Annotated in this window: 8 protein-coding genes and 3 rRNA genes; 8 read left to right on the top strand and 3 right to left on the bottom strand. The window is 59.8% G+C overall.

From position 1 onward, the window contains the following. Positions 1-16 precede the first annotated feature (16 nt). The 6 genes from G7068_RS13355 to rrf all read left to right on the top strand — a co-directional run bounded on the left by G7068_RS13355 (position 17) and on the right by rrf (position 12992). A complete protein-coding gene (locus tag G7068_RS13355) occupies positions 17-1126 on the top strand; it encodes an RNA polymerase sigma factor (protein WP_280116221.1) in 1110 nt (369 codons plus the stop codon). A gap of 126 nt (positions 1127-1252) precedes the next feature. Then, entirely contained in the window at positions 1253-5608 is a 4356-nt protein-coding gene (locus tag G7068_RS13360) for a DUF7507 domain-containing protein (RefSeq protein ID WP_166292415.1), read from the top strand. Positions 5609-5773: 165 nt separating this feature from the next. Next, positions 5774-7168 carry a pyridoxal phosphate-dependent decarboxylase family protein gene (locus G7068_RS13365; RefSeq protein ID WP_166292416.1) on the top strand — a complete coding sequence of 465 codons (1395 nt, stop codon included), beginning with the start codon at positions 5774-5776 and terminating at the stop codon, positions 7166-7168. 481 nt (positions 7169-7649) lie between these two features. Then, a 16S ribosomal RNA gene (locus G7068_RS13370) occupies positions 7650-9172 on the top strand. Between the two features lie 453 nt (positions 9173-9625). Further along, positions 9626-12726 (top strand): 23S ribosomal RNA (locus tag G7068_RS13375). 149 nt (positions 12727-12875) lie between these two features. After that, positions 12876-12992: ribosomal RNA gene (rrf, locus tag G7068_RS13380) — 5S ribosomal RNA — on the top strand. Together the 16S, 23S and 5S rRNA genes form the textbook arrangement of a ribosomal RNA operon. A gap of 78 nt (positions 12993-13070) precedes the next feature. Here the strand turns inward: rrf and G7068_RS13385 are convergent. The 3 genes from G7068_RS13385 to G7068_RS13395 all read right to left on the bottom strand — a co-directional run bounded on the left by G7068_RS13385 (position 13071) and on the right by G7068_RS13395 (position 14321). After that, positions 13071-13373, bottom strand: coding sequence for a hypothetical protein (locus tag G7068_RS13385; RefSeq protein ID WP_166292417.1), 303 nt, complete (start codon positions 13371-13373; stop codon positions 13071-13073). Between the two features lie 108 nt (positions 13374-13481). Beyond that, on the bottom strand, positions 13482-13928 hold the full coding sequence (locus tag G7068_RS13390; protein ID WP_166292418.1) for a hypothetical protein: 447 nt from the start codon (positions 13926-13928) through the stop codon (positions 13482-13484). 15 nt (positions 13929-13943) lie between these two features. After that, a complete protein-coding gene (locus G7068_RS13395) occupies positions 13944-14321 on the bottom strand; it encodes a hypothetical protein (RefSeq protein ID WP_166292419.1) in 378 nt (125 codons plus the stop codon). On the opposite strand from G7068_RS13395, the gene G7068_RS13400 reads away from it, so the two are divergent. Together G7068_RS13400 and G7068_RS13405 are read left to right on the top strand one after the other, a co-directional pair. Further along, positions 14307-15275: a hypothetical protein gene (locus G7068_RS13400; protein ID WP_205881303.1), complete on the top strand. Its 969-nt coding sequence runs from the start codon at positions 14307-14309 to the stop codon at positions 15273-15275. The two genes, G7068_RS13395 and G7068_RS13400, sit on opposite strands and share 15 nt — an antisense overlap. After that, on the top strand, positions 15275-16306 hold the full coding sequence (locus tag G7068_RS13405; RefSeq protein ID WP_166292420.1) for an HAD-IIA family hydrolase: 1032 nt from the start codon (positions 15275-15277) through the stop codon (positions 16304-16306). The genes G7068_RS13400 and G7068_RS13405 overlap by 1 nt, the downstream gene beginning before the upstream one ends. Positions 16307-16370 lie beyond the last annotated feature (64 nt).

A 16370-nucleotide genomic window follows, 5' to 3' on the forward strand; every position in this document is an offset into this window, starting at 1 on the left:
TGAGCTGTGTGACGTTGTGCGCACAGAGCCCGGAGATTCCGCGCGGAGCCGCGCGGCGTTCGCTGAGCTCTATTCCCGCAGTTACACGCTCGCATTGGCGAACGCCTATCAGTTCTTAGGCGACGATCACCGCGCCGAAGACGTGGTTTCAGAAGCTTTCGCAAACACGCTGCGGGCGCTGCAACGCGGTCTCGGCCCCAATGATTCCTTTAACGGGTACCTGATGACTGCCGTGCGGTCGGAGGCGTTCAAAGTTTCTCCTTCTGAACGCGCCACCGTCTCGGTGTCGCACGACCAGCTTGAGGGGCTCTCTCAATCGGTCGAGCCAGACAGCGCTGTGGGGATCGCCGAGCGCGACCAACTCATGCGTGCGTTTGAAGCGTTGCCGGAGGACTGGCGGCGGGTGCTCTACCTCATCGAGGTTGCCGGGGAGCCCCCGGTCGTCGCGGCGCAGAACCTCGAAGTGAGCGTCAGTGCGACCAACGCGCTCCTCTTTCGTGCACGCGAGGGGCTGCGCACGACATATTTGCAACAGTATGTGGAGCGAGCGCAACCGCAGTGCGAGGGAATCGCGCCCGCACTGGGGCGGTTCGTTCGCGGCGGGCTTCGTGCGCAGAAGAAAACCAAAGTGGTGAGACACCTGCAGGGTTGCTCCGCGTGCAGCGCGCAGCTCCACAGGCTGCGTCTCATTAACGAGAACCTGCGCGGTTGGGTTGGCCCCGCAGCTGCGGGGATTGGCCTGGCGGGTGCCGCATCGTTTGGTGGCAGCGGTTCAGCGGGTGCGGCGGCTCTGACAGGATCCGGTGCGGTCGGTGCGTCGACGGTCGTCGCGGCGAAGCCCGGTCTGGCGCTGAAAATCTGGATAGGGGCGACTGTCGGGGTGGCCGTAGCGGCGACCGCGGTCGTTCTGTGGCCGAGCGCGGAAGCTCCTGCGCCCGCGGCGCCGGCCCCGCCAGTAGAGATAGTGACGCCCGAGCCGACGCCCAATCCTGAACCAGCACCGGAGCCAGAACCGCCGCCGCAGCCTGAGCCAGAACCACCGAGTGTGATTCCTGAGCCTCCAGCGCCCGAGCCGCCAGCTCTATTAGAGGACGACGATTCTCCGAACTGGGTCGAGATCGAGTAGCGGCCGCCGAGACACGAACAAATTCTTTTTGTCCAGCGCACACATTTTGTATCGCAATCCGCTCTTTATATCTGTGGCACTTTTGCCTGAACGTATGAGCCATAAATGTAGGGAAGCAATATCGTAATGAGCAACAAACCCAGTCATCTTTCACCCGCCCGTGAGCGCAGACGTTCTCGTCTGCGCGCGGGTCTCGGCGGTAGCCTGGCCGTCTTACTGGGAGTATCGCTCGCAGGGGCTGCCGTACCGGCGCTGAGCGCGGCGGCGCTGAGTGCTTCGTCAGCGACAGTTTCAGGTGCGACGCCCCTAACGCTCGCCCCCTCGACAGAAGCCCCGCTGCTGGCGGTGCCCAGTGACCTACCAACGGCGTCATATACGCCAGAAGACTACTCAGTGGCCGACGAGCCAGCACCACTGAGAGATTGTGTGCCGAACCTCCTGGGTGCGAGTGGCGACACGAGCATGATCCCCTCACGAGACTTCTGGTTGCTGCGCGGCGACACGATGCAGTTTAAGGCGCTCACAACACTCTGCGCGCAGATTAACAATCAGTGGAACTCGACACCCGATCAGCTGAACTTCTCGCCGCCGGCTTCTCGCATCAACTGGTACGACCCAGACGGCGACACAAAGGGTGAGGCAGTAGACGTCGGTCCGCTGTGCACGCTGACGGCAACCACCGGCTGCTGGGATCCGACGTTTGCGACGTCGCTGTACAAAGTTACGGTGACCGATCCAGTTGTTGACTCGGGTTACTACACCCGGCAGGTTTCGGGAATCCGCGCACCTGCGGGCAGGACGGGTGTCGTTCAGGCGGGGTTGGGCAACACGACGGGATCCCAGGCGCTGCGAATTGCCGATCCTCAGCTCAAGCTGAAAAAGGAAGTCTGCATCAACTCGGGCGATGCGGGCAACGACGGCACTGGCGCAGGTGAGGGTTGTGACCCAAACGATGACGCTCTCTGGGTGCCGAGTCAGCTGGTAGCGGCGGATTCGACAGTGCTGTGGCGACTCACGGTGACCAACACCGGCAACGTCAATCTGCAAGACGTGAAGCTTGCAACTGAGACGAGCTCTCCCGAAAGCAACACCGACAGCTGCCTTGCGGGCTTCCAAAACGTGGATCTTGCCTCCGGTGTGGAGTTTGACGCCGGTGCGGGCGAGTGGTCGGAGGTGCCAAACGAGGACGGCGAGTGGCCGGGTGGTGAGACCGCGAGGCACGTCTGCGCGACTGAGGTTGGAAAAGCAGACCTGACAAACTCGGCGCACGCAAACGCGACCTTCAGCGAGGTAGACCTCAACGGAAACCCGCTGGTCGATCGATTCACGGATCCGATGGACAACAATTCGCACCGGGTCGGCTCAGGAGTTGCGGGCGCCACGGTCCACACTGTGCACGCCGACCTCACGCTCGAGAAGTTTGTGTGCGCGAGCGGCACCGGCTGTGAACCCTACGAAAGCGACACCTCTGCGTGGGTGAAGTCAACGAGCGTTGACCGGGGGAGTGACGTCGAGTGGACTCTCGTCGTGACCAACACCGGGAATGTTCCGCTCGGCGAAGTTGCCCTCAACTCCGATGTCTTAACGAATGAAAACGCGGGCAACCTCTCGGACTGCGTGGTCGGCACGAAGTTCCCATCCCCCTCGGGCGATGGCCTCCTTGCGGTCGGGGCGTCGACCTCGATCTCCTGCAAAACCCAAAAGGTCGCTAACACCAACAAACTGTTGCCCCTGATCAATACGGCGAAGGTTTCAGCTACTCCGATCGTGACAAACCCGGATGCGCCCGGCCAGCCCTTCGCGTCTTCGTTGAGTGACGAAGTGTACTCAAACGAAGATTCAGCGAGTGTGTTTGCCGAGCTGCACCCGGCACTCACTATTCAGAAGTCTGCGAGTGTTTCGACGGTGTCGAAGGCGAACGACGTGATCCAGTACTCGTTCCTGGTGGAGAATACCGGAGACGTGCCCCTGTCCGACGTGAAGGTGACGGACGATCCCGCGAAGTTTACGGGTTCGGGAGCCCTCTCCGCCATCGTCTGCCCGACGACCGAACTTGCAGTTGGAGCCTCGTTCAACTGCCTGGCTTCGTACAGAGTCACGCAGGCCGACGTTGACGCGGGATCGATCCTCAATGTTGCGACAGCGTCGGGCACCTCACCCGAGGGTGACCCGGTAGACGCGCCCGAATCTGAGGTGATCGTCACCGCTCCAGCGGCCCCAGCGATTTCGCTTGTGAAGTCGGCGGATCGCACAAAGTTTGATGCTGCGGGCGAGAAGGTGGAGTACTCGTTTGTTGTCACAAACACGGGGAACACGACCCTCAAAGAAATCACCGTGGCCGAAACGAGCTTCACCGGAGAACCCGGCAACCTTGCGGCCGTTGACTGCCCGGCTACAACGCTCGCTCCCGGCGCTTCGGTGACGTGCACTGCCACCTACACGACGGTGCAGGCCGATGTGGATCGCGGATCGGTCTTGAACACCGCAACCGCCGAGGGCATCTCGCCGGCTGGTGCAGCCGTCGTCGCAGACCCCTCCGAGTGGAAGCTCACCGCCGAACAGAACCCGGCAGCATCCCTGAAAAAGGTCGCCTACACCGATGAGCTGATCCTGGGAGAGACGGTGAGGTATGGCTTTCGCGTGACCAACACGGGCAACGTCACACTCACAGACGTTTCTGTGTCTGAGGAATCGTTCACGGGGAATCCCGCGTTCCTTTCCGAGATCACGTGCCCGACAGAGCCACTCGCCCCCGGTGAGACGGTTGAGTGCACCGCTAACTACGTGGTGCAGCAGGCCGATGTCCACTCCGGGTACCTGGACAACACAGCAAGTGCAAAAGCGATGCCCTTCGGCATGCTCGGCGCACCTGGTCTTGAGGTGAAGACCTCTCCGAGTGAGACGACACTGCCGGGTGATCCTCGCCCCGAGCTTGAGCTCGTTAAGACAGCCGATCTCTCGCTCATTAAGGCAGTCGGTGATCCGATTGTTTACACCTTCACCGTAACCAACACTGGCAATGTCAGGATCAACGACGTGACTGTGGAAGAGACCTCGTTCTCCGGAGACGCGAAGGCGCTCTCAGCGCTGGAATGCCCGACAGATCGGGTGCTTGCTCCGACAGAGTCTCTGAGCTGCACTGCCACCTACGCGGCGACGCAGGCAGATCTCGACTCGGGTGCGTTGAAGAACGTGGCGATCGCGACAGGGAAGGCCCCGAGGGGTGATGCGGTTGAATCCGCTGAGGCCAAGGTGACGATCCCAACGGATGCGAAACCCGCTATCTCGCTCGTCAAGTCGGTCGATAAGACGTCGGTGTCGAAAGCCGGAGAGTCGGTGAAGTACTCCTTCGCCGTCACGAACACCGGCAACACAACCTTCACCGATCTAAAGGTTGTGGACGACGCCAAGAAGTTCACCGGAACAGGCAAGCTCTCCGCGGTGAGCTGCCCGACTACAAAACTCGCGCCGGGCGAGAGCGTAACGTGCACGGCGACGTATGAAATGACCCAGGCCGATATCGACTCGGGATCGGTTGTCAACGTGGCGACCGCAAACGCAGCGTCGCCGAGTGGGATTGCCGTCACAGCCCCTGAAAGCAAGGCGACGGTTTCAGCCAAGCCGAACGCGGGGCTCGCCATTGTGAAGACCGTTGACGCGAAGGTGATCCAATCGGTGGGGCAGACCCTGAACTACTCGTTCAAGGTCACAAACACCGGAAACGTGACGATGGGCAACGTCAAGGTGGTCGACGATGCGAAGCAGTTCTCCGGAACGGGGAAGCTCTCCGCGGTGACCTGCCCGGTGACCGTTCTGGCCCCGGGAGAATCCGTCACCTGCGTTGCCACCTACCGTGTCACGCAGGCTGACCTTGGGACTGAGTCGCTCGACAACGTTGCCTTTGCAACCGGCCTGCCACCTCGTGCGCCTGGCGCGGTGATCTCTGAGAAGTCCGCTGTTGTGTCCTCCAACAGCGCGGTCACCACTCCGGTGACACCCGCCTCGGGCAACCTCGTTGTTGAGAAGCAGCTTGACGGTCTTGCGGCAGGAAACGCCGCAGTGCAGGGCAAGGTGTTCAAGATCGCTGTCACGTGTCAGGCACCCGCCGAAAACGGAGGCCCGGGGTCCGTTCTCTGGTCTGGCGAGGTCAAAATCAAGGGTGGACAAAAGAAGCTGCTCGTTGACGATGCGGGGGATCCGTGGGCCCTTCCCGGTGGTACCCGCTGCTTCGCGCAGGAGATTGATCGGGGCGGCGCCGACGTCACGACAATCGAGCACGATAGCTGGGAGAACGGCGTGGTTGTGACGGCGGGCAACCCCGCCGATCCGCAGCGACTGCAACTCCTCGTGACGAACACGTTCGGACCGTCTGCTCTGGCACTCACGGGTTACGGGGTGTCGGGGATCCTGATCCTCGCGGCCATCGGCGGGGCAGCGGGCCTCTTGCTGATGTTCGTTCGCCGGCGCAGGCAGAGCGCATGAGCTAAGCGGGAATCTCCCGCAGGCTGAGTGAGCAACGCGAGTCGAAACCATGGATCCGTCCAGGGTTTCGGCTCGTTTTGCTATACCCGCGACACAAGATTTGCTGGGGCTTGCCCTGGACCCCTCCAACCCGAGATGATCTTGTGGATAGATGAGGAGGTCTGGATGTCACCGGACAACACACCCGAGACTGATCACACCCGCATGCACTCGGTTTCAGACGAGACGCGGCGCATCGTGGATCAGGTGCTCGACTACTCGCGGCGCCGGATCCTGTCCGACGACACTCCGCTTGACCACGCTGCGACCGCGGCGGAGCTTAAGCGACTCGCCGGTGTCACCATCAGCGAGGACGGGATCGGAGCCTCTCGGGCCCTCGCGGTGTTTGAGCACGTGCTCGCTCCCGCCTGCATCACAACCGACCACCCGCAGTTTTTGTCCTTCATTCCGAGCGCACCATCGAAGGCAGCTGTCGCGTTCGACCTGGTGGTGTCAGCCAGCGCGCTCTATGGAGGCTCCTGGCTTGAGGGTGCCGGAGTCGTGCACGCCGAGAACGAGGTGCTGACCTGGCTAGCCAACGAGTTTGGTTTGCCCGCAGGATCGGGTGGTGTGTTCGTGCAGGGCGGCACGATCGGCAACCTGTCGGCGCTCGTGGCTGCCCGCGAGTATGCACGAGAGCGTCTCGATGATCGTGATGCGCCGCGCGGCCGCTGGGTGATCGTGTGCAGTGCCGAAGCGCACTCGTCGATCGCATCGGCCGCTCGAGTGATGGACGTCGACGTTGTTGCGGTGCCCGTTGGTGCCGATGGTGTGTTGCGAGCCCCCGAGGTCCGCGCGGCTCTCGAGGAGCACGGCGACCGGGTAATCGCCGTTGTTGCGACGACCGGATCCACAAACTTTGGCACGGTAGACGACGTTGCGGGAATCGCCGCGCTCAAGCAAGAATTTGACTTCTGGCTGCACATCGACGGGGCCTATGGCCTCACGGCAATGCTCTCGCCCCTGACCCGCGAACTCTATGCCGGTGTTGAGGCAGCCGACTCGGTGATCGTTGATCCACACAAGTGGATGTTCGCCCCCTACGACGCGTGTGCGCTCATCTATCGTGACCCCGAAACCGGGCGCCGCGCACATACTCAGCACGCGGAGTACCTCGACACGCTCACGGAGGCCGCGGACTGGAGCCCCTCCGACTATGCGGCCCAGCTGACCCGCCGCCCACGCGGCCTGCCGCTCTGGTTTTCACTCGCGACGTATGGTGCGACGGCGTATCGCGAGTCGATTGGCCACGCGATCCAGCTTGCCCGCCGAATTGCCGAGGAGATTGCTAAGCGACCAGGGCTCACTCTGGTTCGGGATCCGCAGCTCTCTGTTGTGGTCTTTGAGCGAGACGGCTGGGAACGCGCGGACTACAACCGCTGGTCGGATCGTCTGCTTGCGGATCAACAGGCCTTCGTCGTGCCGAGCTCGTACAACGGTCGGCCCAACGCGCGCTTCGCGATTATTAGCCCGCTGACTACCTTCGAGCAGCTATCCGCGATCCTCGACACGATGGAGTGAAGCGCGCGACACGCCCGGGTAAGTGGCGCAGCTTGCGGGGGAGGCGGGATCCCCGTAATGTTATCTCTTGTCAGCGCGACGGAGCGGGTAGCGAGAGCGGCCCGCTGATAACGTTGCGCTAAAGACTTGCCGCCACAGCTCGTGGAACTCGGTCTTCGGAACGAGTGAGTCTTGCATGTGAAGGAATCTAATTCCAACACGATTTGCAAGATGAAATCGGGTGTGGTAAGTTAGACAGGTTGCTCTTCGGAAGCCCGGTTGGGTGTGTACGGGGGGTGTCTGGTCCTTGAGAACTCAATAGTGTGCACTTTAATTGTCAAATGCCAATTATTTATCCCGTCGCTGACCGCTTTGGTGGTTGGTTGATGGCGATTCCTTTTGGACAAAATTATAGATGAACGTCAGTAATGATGTTTGTTTTTTGTCAGGTTGAACTCGCTCACGTTCCGGCTTATTCCGCTGGTTTGTGGGCATGTAATTTTTTACGGAGAGTTTGATCCTGGCTCAGGACGAACGCTGGCGGCGTGCTTAACACATGCAAGTCGAACGATGAAGCCCAGCTTGCTGGGTGGAAGAGTGGCGAACGGGTGAGTAACACGTGAGTAACCTGCCCCTGACTCTGGGATAAGCGCTGGAAACGGCGTCTAATACTGGATATGACCTATCACCGCATGGTGTGTGGGTGGAAAGATTTATCGGTTGGGGATGGACTCGCGGCCTATCAGCTTGTTGGTGAGGTAATGGCTCACCAAGGCGACGACGGGTAGCCGGCCTGAGAGGGTGACCGGCCACACTGGGACTGAGACACGGCCCAGACTCCTACGGGAGGCAGCAGTGGGGAATATTGCACAATGGGCGCAAGCCTGATGCAGCAACGCCGCGTGAGGGATGACGGCCTTCGGGTTGTAAACCTCTTTTAGTAGGGAAGAAGCGAAAGTGACGGTACCTGCAGAAAAAGCACCGGCTAACTACGTGCCAGCAGCCGCGGTAATACGTAGGGTGCAAGCGTTGTCCGGAATTATTGGGCGTAAAGAGCTCGTAGGCGGCTTGTCGCGTCTGCTGTGAAATCCCGGAGCTCAACTCCGGGCCTGCAGTGGGTACGGGCAAGCTAGAGTGCGGTAGGGGAGATTGGAATTCCTGGTGTAGCGGTGGAATGCGCAGATATCAGGAGGAACACCGATGGCGAAGGCAGATCTCTGGGCCGTAACTGACGCTGAGGAGCGAAAGCATGGGGAGCGAACAGGATTAGATACCCTGGTAGTCCATGCCGTAAACGTTGGGAACTAGATGTAGGGCCTGTTCCACGGGTTCTGTGTCGTAGCTAACGCATTAAGTTCCCCGCCTGGGGAGTACGGCCGCAAGGCTAAAACTCAAAGGAATTGACGGGGGCCCGCACAAGCGGCGGAGCATGCGGATTAATTCGATGCAACGCGAAGAACCTTACCAAGGCTTGACATATACGAGAACGGGCGAGAGATCGTCAACTCTTTGGACACTCGTAAACAGGTGGTGCATGGTTGTCGTCAGCTCGTGTCGTGAGATGTTCGGTTAAGTCCGGCAACGAGCGCAACCCTCGTCCTATGTTGCCAGCACGTTATGGTGGGAACTCATGGGATACTGCCGTGGTCAACACGGAGGAAGGTGGGGATGACGTCAAATCATCATGCCCCTTATGTCTTGGGCTTCACGCATGCTACAATGGCCGATACAATGGGCTGCGATACCGCGAGGTGGAGCGAATCCCAAAAAGTCGGTCTCAGTTCGGATTGGGGTCTGCAACTCGACCCCATGAAGTCGGAGTCGCTAGTAATCGCAGATCAGCAACGCTGCGGTGAATACGTTCCCGGGCCTTGTACACACCGCCCGTCAAGTCATGAAAGTCGGTAACACCCGAAGCCGGTGGCCTAACCCTTGTGGAGGGAGCCGTCGAAGGTGGGACTGGTGATTAGGACTAAGTCGTAACAAGGTAGCCGTACCGGAAGGTGCGGCTGGATCACCTCCTTTCTAAGGAGCACTCAACAACTATGTTGTTGCAGAATGGCTCGAACAGTGGCGAATGTTCACTGCGAGCTGCTCATGGGTGGAACATTTGACAAGCATTGATCGTGTTGATTGGTGATAAGTACGCTGTCTCTTCGGGGGTGGTTGGAACGTTGCTGGTTGATGTGGGTTGGTGCGTATTGTGCATACTATTGGGTCCTGGAGGCCCAGCCGTCACATTGATGGTCATGCTCGTAAGAGTGTGATTGTTGGTGTGGGGACTGATCTTCTGACCCTGGGTCATGGAACACGTTGTCCATGATGCGGGGATCGACCGTACGTTGAGAACTACACAGTGGACGCGAGCATCTTTCAAGACAAGACTTTGTCTTGTCTTGAGATACTTAAATTAATTTCATTGGTCGCATGCATTCCTTTTGGGGAGTGTGTGTGTTTTTTATGATTATACTTATGTGATTTCAAGTTTTTAAGAGCAAACGGTGGATGCCTTGGCATCTGGAGCCGAAGAAGGACGTAGTAATCTGCGATAAGCCTCGGGGAGCCGATAAACGGGCTGTGATTCGAGGATTTCCGAATGGGGAAACCCCGCCAGGGCGCGTGCGTACCTGGTGACTCCCGCCTGAATATATAGGGCGGGTAGAGGGAACGGGGGAAGTGAAACATCTCAGTACCCCCAGGAAGAGAAAACAACATGTGATTCCGGTAGTAGTGGCGAGCGAAACCGGATGAGGCTAAACCAGTCATGTGTGATACCCGGCAGGGGTTGCATGGTTGGGGTTGTGGGACATGCCTGGTAGATCTGCCGGTCTACCGACGTGAATGTGTAGCTATAGGAGAACCGCTTGGAACGGCGGACCGGAGTGGGTGAGAGTCCCGTATCCGAAATGGTGGCACTGCGTGGTGTGTATCCCAAGTAGCACGGGGCCCGAGAAATCCCGTGTGAATCTGTCAGGACCACCTGATAAGCCTAAATACTCCCAGATGACCGATAGCGGACTAGTACCGTGAGGGAAAGGTGAAAAGTACCCCGGGAGGGGAGTGAAATAGTACCTGAAACCGTTTGCTTACAATCCGTTGGAGCACCCTTGTAGGTGTGACAGCGTGCCTTTTGAAGAATGAGCCTGCGAGTTAGCGATATGTGGCGAGGTTAACCCGTGTGGGGTAGCCGTAGCGAAAGCGAGTCTGAATAGGGCGATTCAGTCGCATGTCCTAGACCCGAAGCGAAGTGATCTATCCATGGCCAGGTTGAAGCGCGTGTAAGAGCGCGTGGAGGACCGAACCCACTTAGGTTGAAAACTGAGGGGATGAGCTGTGGATAGGGGTGAAAGGCCAATCAAACTTCGTGATAGCTGGTTCTCTCCGAAATGCATTTAGGTGCAGCGTTGCGTGTTTCTTGCCGGAGGTAGAGCTACTGGATGGCCGATGGGCCCTACAAGGTTACTGACGTCAGCTAAACTCCGAATGCCGGTAAGTGAGAGCGCAGCAGTGAGACAGTGGGGGATAAGCTTCATTGTCGAGAGGGAAACAACCCAGATCACCAACTAAGGTCCCAAAGCGCGTGCTAAGTGGAAAAGGATGTGGAGTTGCTGTGACAACCAGGAGGTTGGCTTAGAAGCAGCCACCCTTGAAAGAGTGCGTAATAGCTCACTGGTCAAGTGATTCCGCGCCGACAATGTAACGGGGCTCAAGCACGCCACCGAAGTTGTGGCATTCATATAACAGGTAGGCCTTCGTGGTCCAGCCGTATGGATGGGTAGGAGAGCGTCGTGTGGCGAGTGAAGCGGCGGTGTGAACCAGCCGTGGATGCCACACGAGTGAGAATGCAGGCATGAGTAGCGAAAGACGGGTGAGAAACCCGTCCTCCGGAAGACCAAGGGTTCCAGGGTCAAGCTAATCTTCCCTGGGTAAGTCGGGACCTAAGGCGAGGCCGACAGGCGTAGTCGATGGACAACGGGTTGATATTCCCGTACCGGCGGTAAACCGTCAAAGACCTAACTAGTAGTGCTAAGCAAACTGAAACTTCATGGATCCTTCGGGTGATGTGGGGTGGAGGCTGCGAACCCGAACTGGGGTGGTGAGCGTGAGGTGTGACGCAGGAAGGTAGCCTGTGCCGGGCGATGGTTGTCCCGGTGTAAATGTGTAGCCCGTCGATTATTAATAGTTTTCGGCTTTGGGTGAGACATGATGCGGACCCGTATGGGGAAGCAGGTGATCCTATGCTGCCGAGAAAAGCATCGACGTGAGGTTTGCTGTTGCCCGTACCCCAAACCGACTCAGGTGGTCAGGTAGAGAATACTCAGGAGATCGAGATAATCATGGTGAAGGAACTCGGCAAAATGCCCCCGTAACTTCGGGAGAAGGGGGGCCATCCACTTATTAGGATTTACTCCGAAAGGGTGTGGTGGCCGCAGAGACCAGTGGGAAGCGACTGTTTACTAAAAACACAGGTCCGTGCTAACACGCAAGTGGACGTATACGGACTGACGCCTGCCCGGTGCTGGAAGGTTAAGAGGAGAGGTTAGACTTCGGTCGAAGCTTTGAATTTAAGCCCCAGTAAACGGCGGTGGTAACTATAACCATCCTAAGGTAGCGAAATTCCTTGTCGGGTAAGTTCCGACCTGCACGAATGGCGTAACGACTTCCCAGCTGTCTCCACCGTGAACTCGGCGAAATTGCACTACGAGTAAAGATGCTCGTTACGCGCAGAAGGACGGAAAGACCCCGTGACCTTTACTACAGCTTGGTATTGGTGTTCGGTGTGGCTTGTGTAGGATAGGTGGGAGACTGTGAAGCTTGGACGCTAGTTCAGGTGGAGTCATTGTTGAAATACCACTCTGGTCATATTGGATATCTAACTACGGACCCTGATCGGGTTCTGGGACAGTGCCTGGTGGGTAGTTTAACTGGGGCGGTTGCCTCCTAAAAAGTAACGGAGGCGCCCAAAGGTTCCCTCAGCCTGGTTGGCAATCAGGTGGCGAGTGTAAGTGCACAAGGGAGCTTGACTGTGAGACTGACAGGTCGAGCAGGGACGAAAGTCGGGACTAGTGATCCGGCAGTGGCTTGTGGAAGCGCTGTCGCTCAACGGATAAAAGGTACCTCGGGGATAACAGGCTGATCTTGCCCAAGAGTCCATATCGACGGCATGGTTTGGCACCTCGATGTCGGCTCGTCGCATCCTGGGGCTGGAGTTGGTCCCAAGGGTTGGGCTGTTCGCCCATTAAAGCGGTACGCGAGCTGGGTTTAGAACGTCGTGAGACAGTTCGGTCCCTATCCTCTGCGCGCGTTGGAAATTTGAGAGGATCTGACCCTAGTACGAGAGGACCGGGTTGGACGAACCTCTGGTGTGCCAGTTGTTCTGCCAAGGGCATGGCTGGTTGGCTACGTTCGGGATGGATAACCGCTGAAAGCATCTAAGCGGGAAGCCGGCCTCGAGATGAGATTTCCGTCACCCTTTGAGGTGGTGAGGCTCCCAGTAGATGACTGGGTTGATAGGCCAGATGTGGAAGCATGGTAACGTGTGGAGCTGACTGGTACTAATAAGCCGATGACTTGACTTCTCTCTCCACTCTTTGTGGTGGAGACGTAAGACTTATTTTTGTAACGATAATCGCGTCCGCTTTGTGGTTCTTGACGTACGGCCACACACCCCAACACGGGGATACTCTTTCGGGGTGTTCTGGTGGGGTGTGGGACATGTCAATAGAGTTACGGTGGTTATAGCGTCAGGGAAACGCCCGGTCACATTCCGAACCCGGAAGCTAAGACTGACAGCGCCGATGGTACTGCGAGGGGGACCTCGTGGGAGAGTAGGACACCGCCGGACAACTTTTCAAGAGGAGGGTTGTGTAGTGATTGCCAAAGCTGGCTCTCACTACACAGCCCTTTTCGCATTTATAGACTTTTATTTAAACAGCGACAACTCGGGAGAAACAACATGAACGACCGCCCACAGAGGAACGACCGGTCCGACCGCGACCCCCGAGATCGCAACAACCGCGGCGACCAGCGTGGCGCCGGTGGTCAGCGCGGAGGCTACGACCGCAATGCTCGTGGCGACCGCAACGATCGGCCACAGCGCGACGAGCGCGGCGGTAGGGAACAGCGCGGCGGATACGACCGCAGCGAGCGTCCCAAGAGAGACTTCGATCGTAACGATCGGCCACAGCGTTCCGGCTCTGGTCGGGATGAACGCCCGCAGCGCCACAGCTACGGTCGCGACGAGCAGCGTCCGTCACGTGGCGGCTACAGCCGCGATGATCGCGGTGGGCAAGGCCAGCGCGGCGGTTATGATCGTGGCGATCGGCCCCAGCGCTCAGGTTACGGCCGTGATGACCAGCGTCCGCAGCGGGACGACCGCGGCGGACGAGAGCAGCGTGGCGGCTACGACCGCAGCGACCGTCCCCAGCGCTCGAACTATGGGCGTGACGAGCGCTCTGACCGTCCCAGCTACGGTCGCGACGAGCAGCGTCCACAGCGCGGCGGTTACAGCCGTGATGATCGTGGCAGCCAGGGCCAGCGCGGTGGCTACGATCGCGGTGACCGTCCCCAGCGGCCAAGCTACGGTCGTGATGATCAGCGCCCGCAGCGCGGCGGGTACAAGCGCGATGATCAGCGCCCACAGCGTGATGATCGTGGTGGCCGCGAGCAGCGCGGTGGCTACGACCGCAACGATCGCCCGCAGCGTGATGACCGTGGTGGTCGCGACCAGCGTTCCGGCGGCGACCGCCCACAGCGCTCGTTCGACCGGAATGATCGACACGACCGTCCACAGCGTTCATTCGACCGCAACGACCGCCCGCAGCGCGATGACCGCGGCGGTCGCGACCAGCGGACGGGTGGGGATCGTCCGCAGCGCTCCTTTGATCGTAGCGACCGACCCCAGCGTGATGATCGCCCGCGCCGCGACTTTGATCGTGGTGACCGCAATGACCGTCCGCAGCGCGACGGCGGACGCCCGGAGCGTCGTGACTTCGACCGCGGCGACCGCGGCGACCGCGGCGACCGCGGTCCTCGCGAGCAGCGCGGAAGCGCCGCGAGCTACGGCCGTGGCGGTACGCGCGGCGACAACCGCAGCGACCGGGGCGGCCGTGACCGCGAGTTCACCGAGGCAGAGCGCCTGCAGCACGAGCTTCGCCCCGTGCGAGCCAGTCACCAAGACCCGGTGATTCCCGAAGAGGTTCAGCCTCGCGATCTGCACCCCGCAGCGCGCAATGAGCTTAAGACGCTGCAGGCCGACATTCAGGAGCGGGTAGCGCGGCACCTCGCGATGGTCGCGTTCCTTATTGAAGAGGATCCCGAGCTCGCGCACCAGCATGCACTTTCGGCAAGTCGCCGTGCAGGCCGGATCCCGGTCACCCGCGAAACTCTCGCGATCACGGCCTACCGCACCGGCGATTTTGCGCTCGCGCTACGTGAGCTGCGTACCTATCGTCGCCTCAGTGGACTCGACAACCACGTTGCGTTGATGGTCGACTGCGAGCGCGGTCTTGGCCGCCCCGAGCGTGCGATCGAGACGGGGCTTGCGGCAGACGCATCGACTCTGGATACCGAGCAGCGCGTGCACCTCGCAATTGCGATGTCCGGTGCGCGCCTTGACCTGGGTCAGACTCAGCAGGCGCTCTTCGAACTGGAGATCCCTGAGCTCAACCCCGCGAAGGCGTTCTCCTGGAGCTCGCACCTGTTTGGTGCCTACGCCGCGGTGCTCGAGGATCTTGGACGTGAGAGCGAAGCCGCAGAGTGGGCGGCTCGTTCGGAGCAGGCCGCAAACGCGGTGCAGAATCTTGTCGGGGCACACGACGAGCTTGAGGTCTTTGAGATCTATGAGACCGAGTACGACGCAGTCGAAGAAACTGAAGAGGACTTCAGCGACGACACCGATGCTGCGCAGGACGCAGACGCAACCGACGACACTGTTGGCGAGGAGATCCTCGAAGATTCAGCGATCGCTGACAGCGCGGATGAGTCTGCAGCTAATGATGCAGAGCCTGAGGCCGCCGACATTTCGATCGAAGACGAAGTGGACGAGTTGCTCGCGGAGGCCGGAATCATTGACAGCGATGAGCAGAGTGGCGCAAACCAGGACGGAAACGAACAGGAGGCCAAATAATGGCCTTCTGGAACAAAAGCTCGGCCTTTGATCCCGCTCCATTCGAGGGGCGGGAACTGCTGCTCACCGATCTCGACGGAGTTGTGTACCGCGGGCCGGGCGCGATCCCGAACGCTGTGGAGCAGCTGAACCGGGCAGAAATCCGCCTCGGGTATCTCACCAACAACGCCTCCCGTAGCGACCGTGCAGTGGCCGAACAACTGCGCGGGTTCGGCCTGCGGGCCGAGGCGTCTGACGTGGTGACCTCACCTCAGGCCGCGGTTGCGTTGCTCGCGGAAACGATCCCGAGCGGTTCCCGTGTGCTCGTGGTCGGTGGTGAGGGCCTCACCGATGAACTCGGCAAGGCCGGCTTCGAGATTACGCGGAGCGCTGATGACAATCCCGCCGCGGTAGTGCAGGGGTTTGATCCCTCCGTCGGATGGGAACAACTCGCAGAGGCTGCCTTTGCGCTTGCTGAGGAGCCGGGCCGCGATCCGCTTCCCTGGATCGCTACGAATACCGACTGGACGATTCCGGTTGCTCGCGGACTTGCCCCGGGTAACGGCACCCTCGTGTCAGCTGTGCACACGGCCGTGCAGCGTCTGCCTGTTTTTGCGGGCAAACCGGAGACGCCGATCTACGAGGCCGCTTTTGAGCGATTTGGTACCCGAAACGCGCTGATGATCGGCGATCGTCTCGACACCGACATTAAGGGCGCGCGCGCCGCGGGCATCGCCTCCGTGCACGTGCTCACCGGGGTGGATCGGCCGAAGCAGCTTGTTGCGGCCTCCAAAGATATGCAGCCCGACTACATCGTCGCGTCGCTTGCTGAACTGCACGAACCATATCCATCGGTGGAGACGCTGAAGGACGGATCGGTGCGGGTCGGCAGCGCGCGCGTGCGCATGGACGGCCACATCGCCTCGGTGGTTGCCGAGGGTGATTCGCAGATCAACCTGCTGCGTGCAGGATGTGCGGCGATTTGGGCCTCGGGTCTCGCGATCTATGGACTTCAGGTTCCTGAGATTCTCTATGAGGATCACTGGCGCTAAGGGGTTTCAGCTGGGACTTCTGAGCGCAGCTTGTGGAAAATCCCGTCCGTGTCGGAGGGGATGA

Origin of the sequence: Leucobacter viscericola (genome assembly GCF_011299575.1) — a bacterium.
Taxonomy (GTDB): domain Bacteria; phylum Actinomycetota; class Actinomycetes; order Actinomycetales; family Microbacteriaceae; genus Leucobacter; species Leucobacter viscericola.

What these genes read in the sequence shown, in the direction of transcription:
- G7068_RS13365 (WP_166292416.1), top strand. Translation starts at nt 5,774, where the DNA reads ATGTCACCGGACAACACACCCGAGACTGATCACACCCGCATGCACTCG.
- G7068_RS13360 (WP_166292415.1), top strand. Translation starts at nt 1,253, where the DNA reads ATGAGCAACAAACCCAGTCATCTTTCACCCGCCCGTGAGCGCAGACGT.
- G7068_RS13405 (WP_166292420.1), top strand. Translation starts at nt 15,275, where the DNA reads ATGGCCTTCTGGAACAAAAGCTCGGCCTTTGATCCCGCTCCATTCGAG.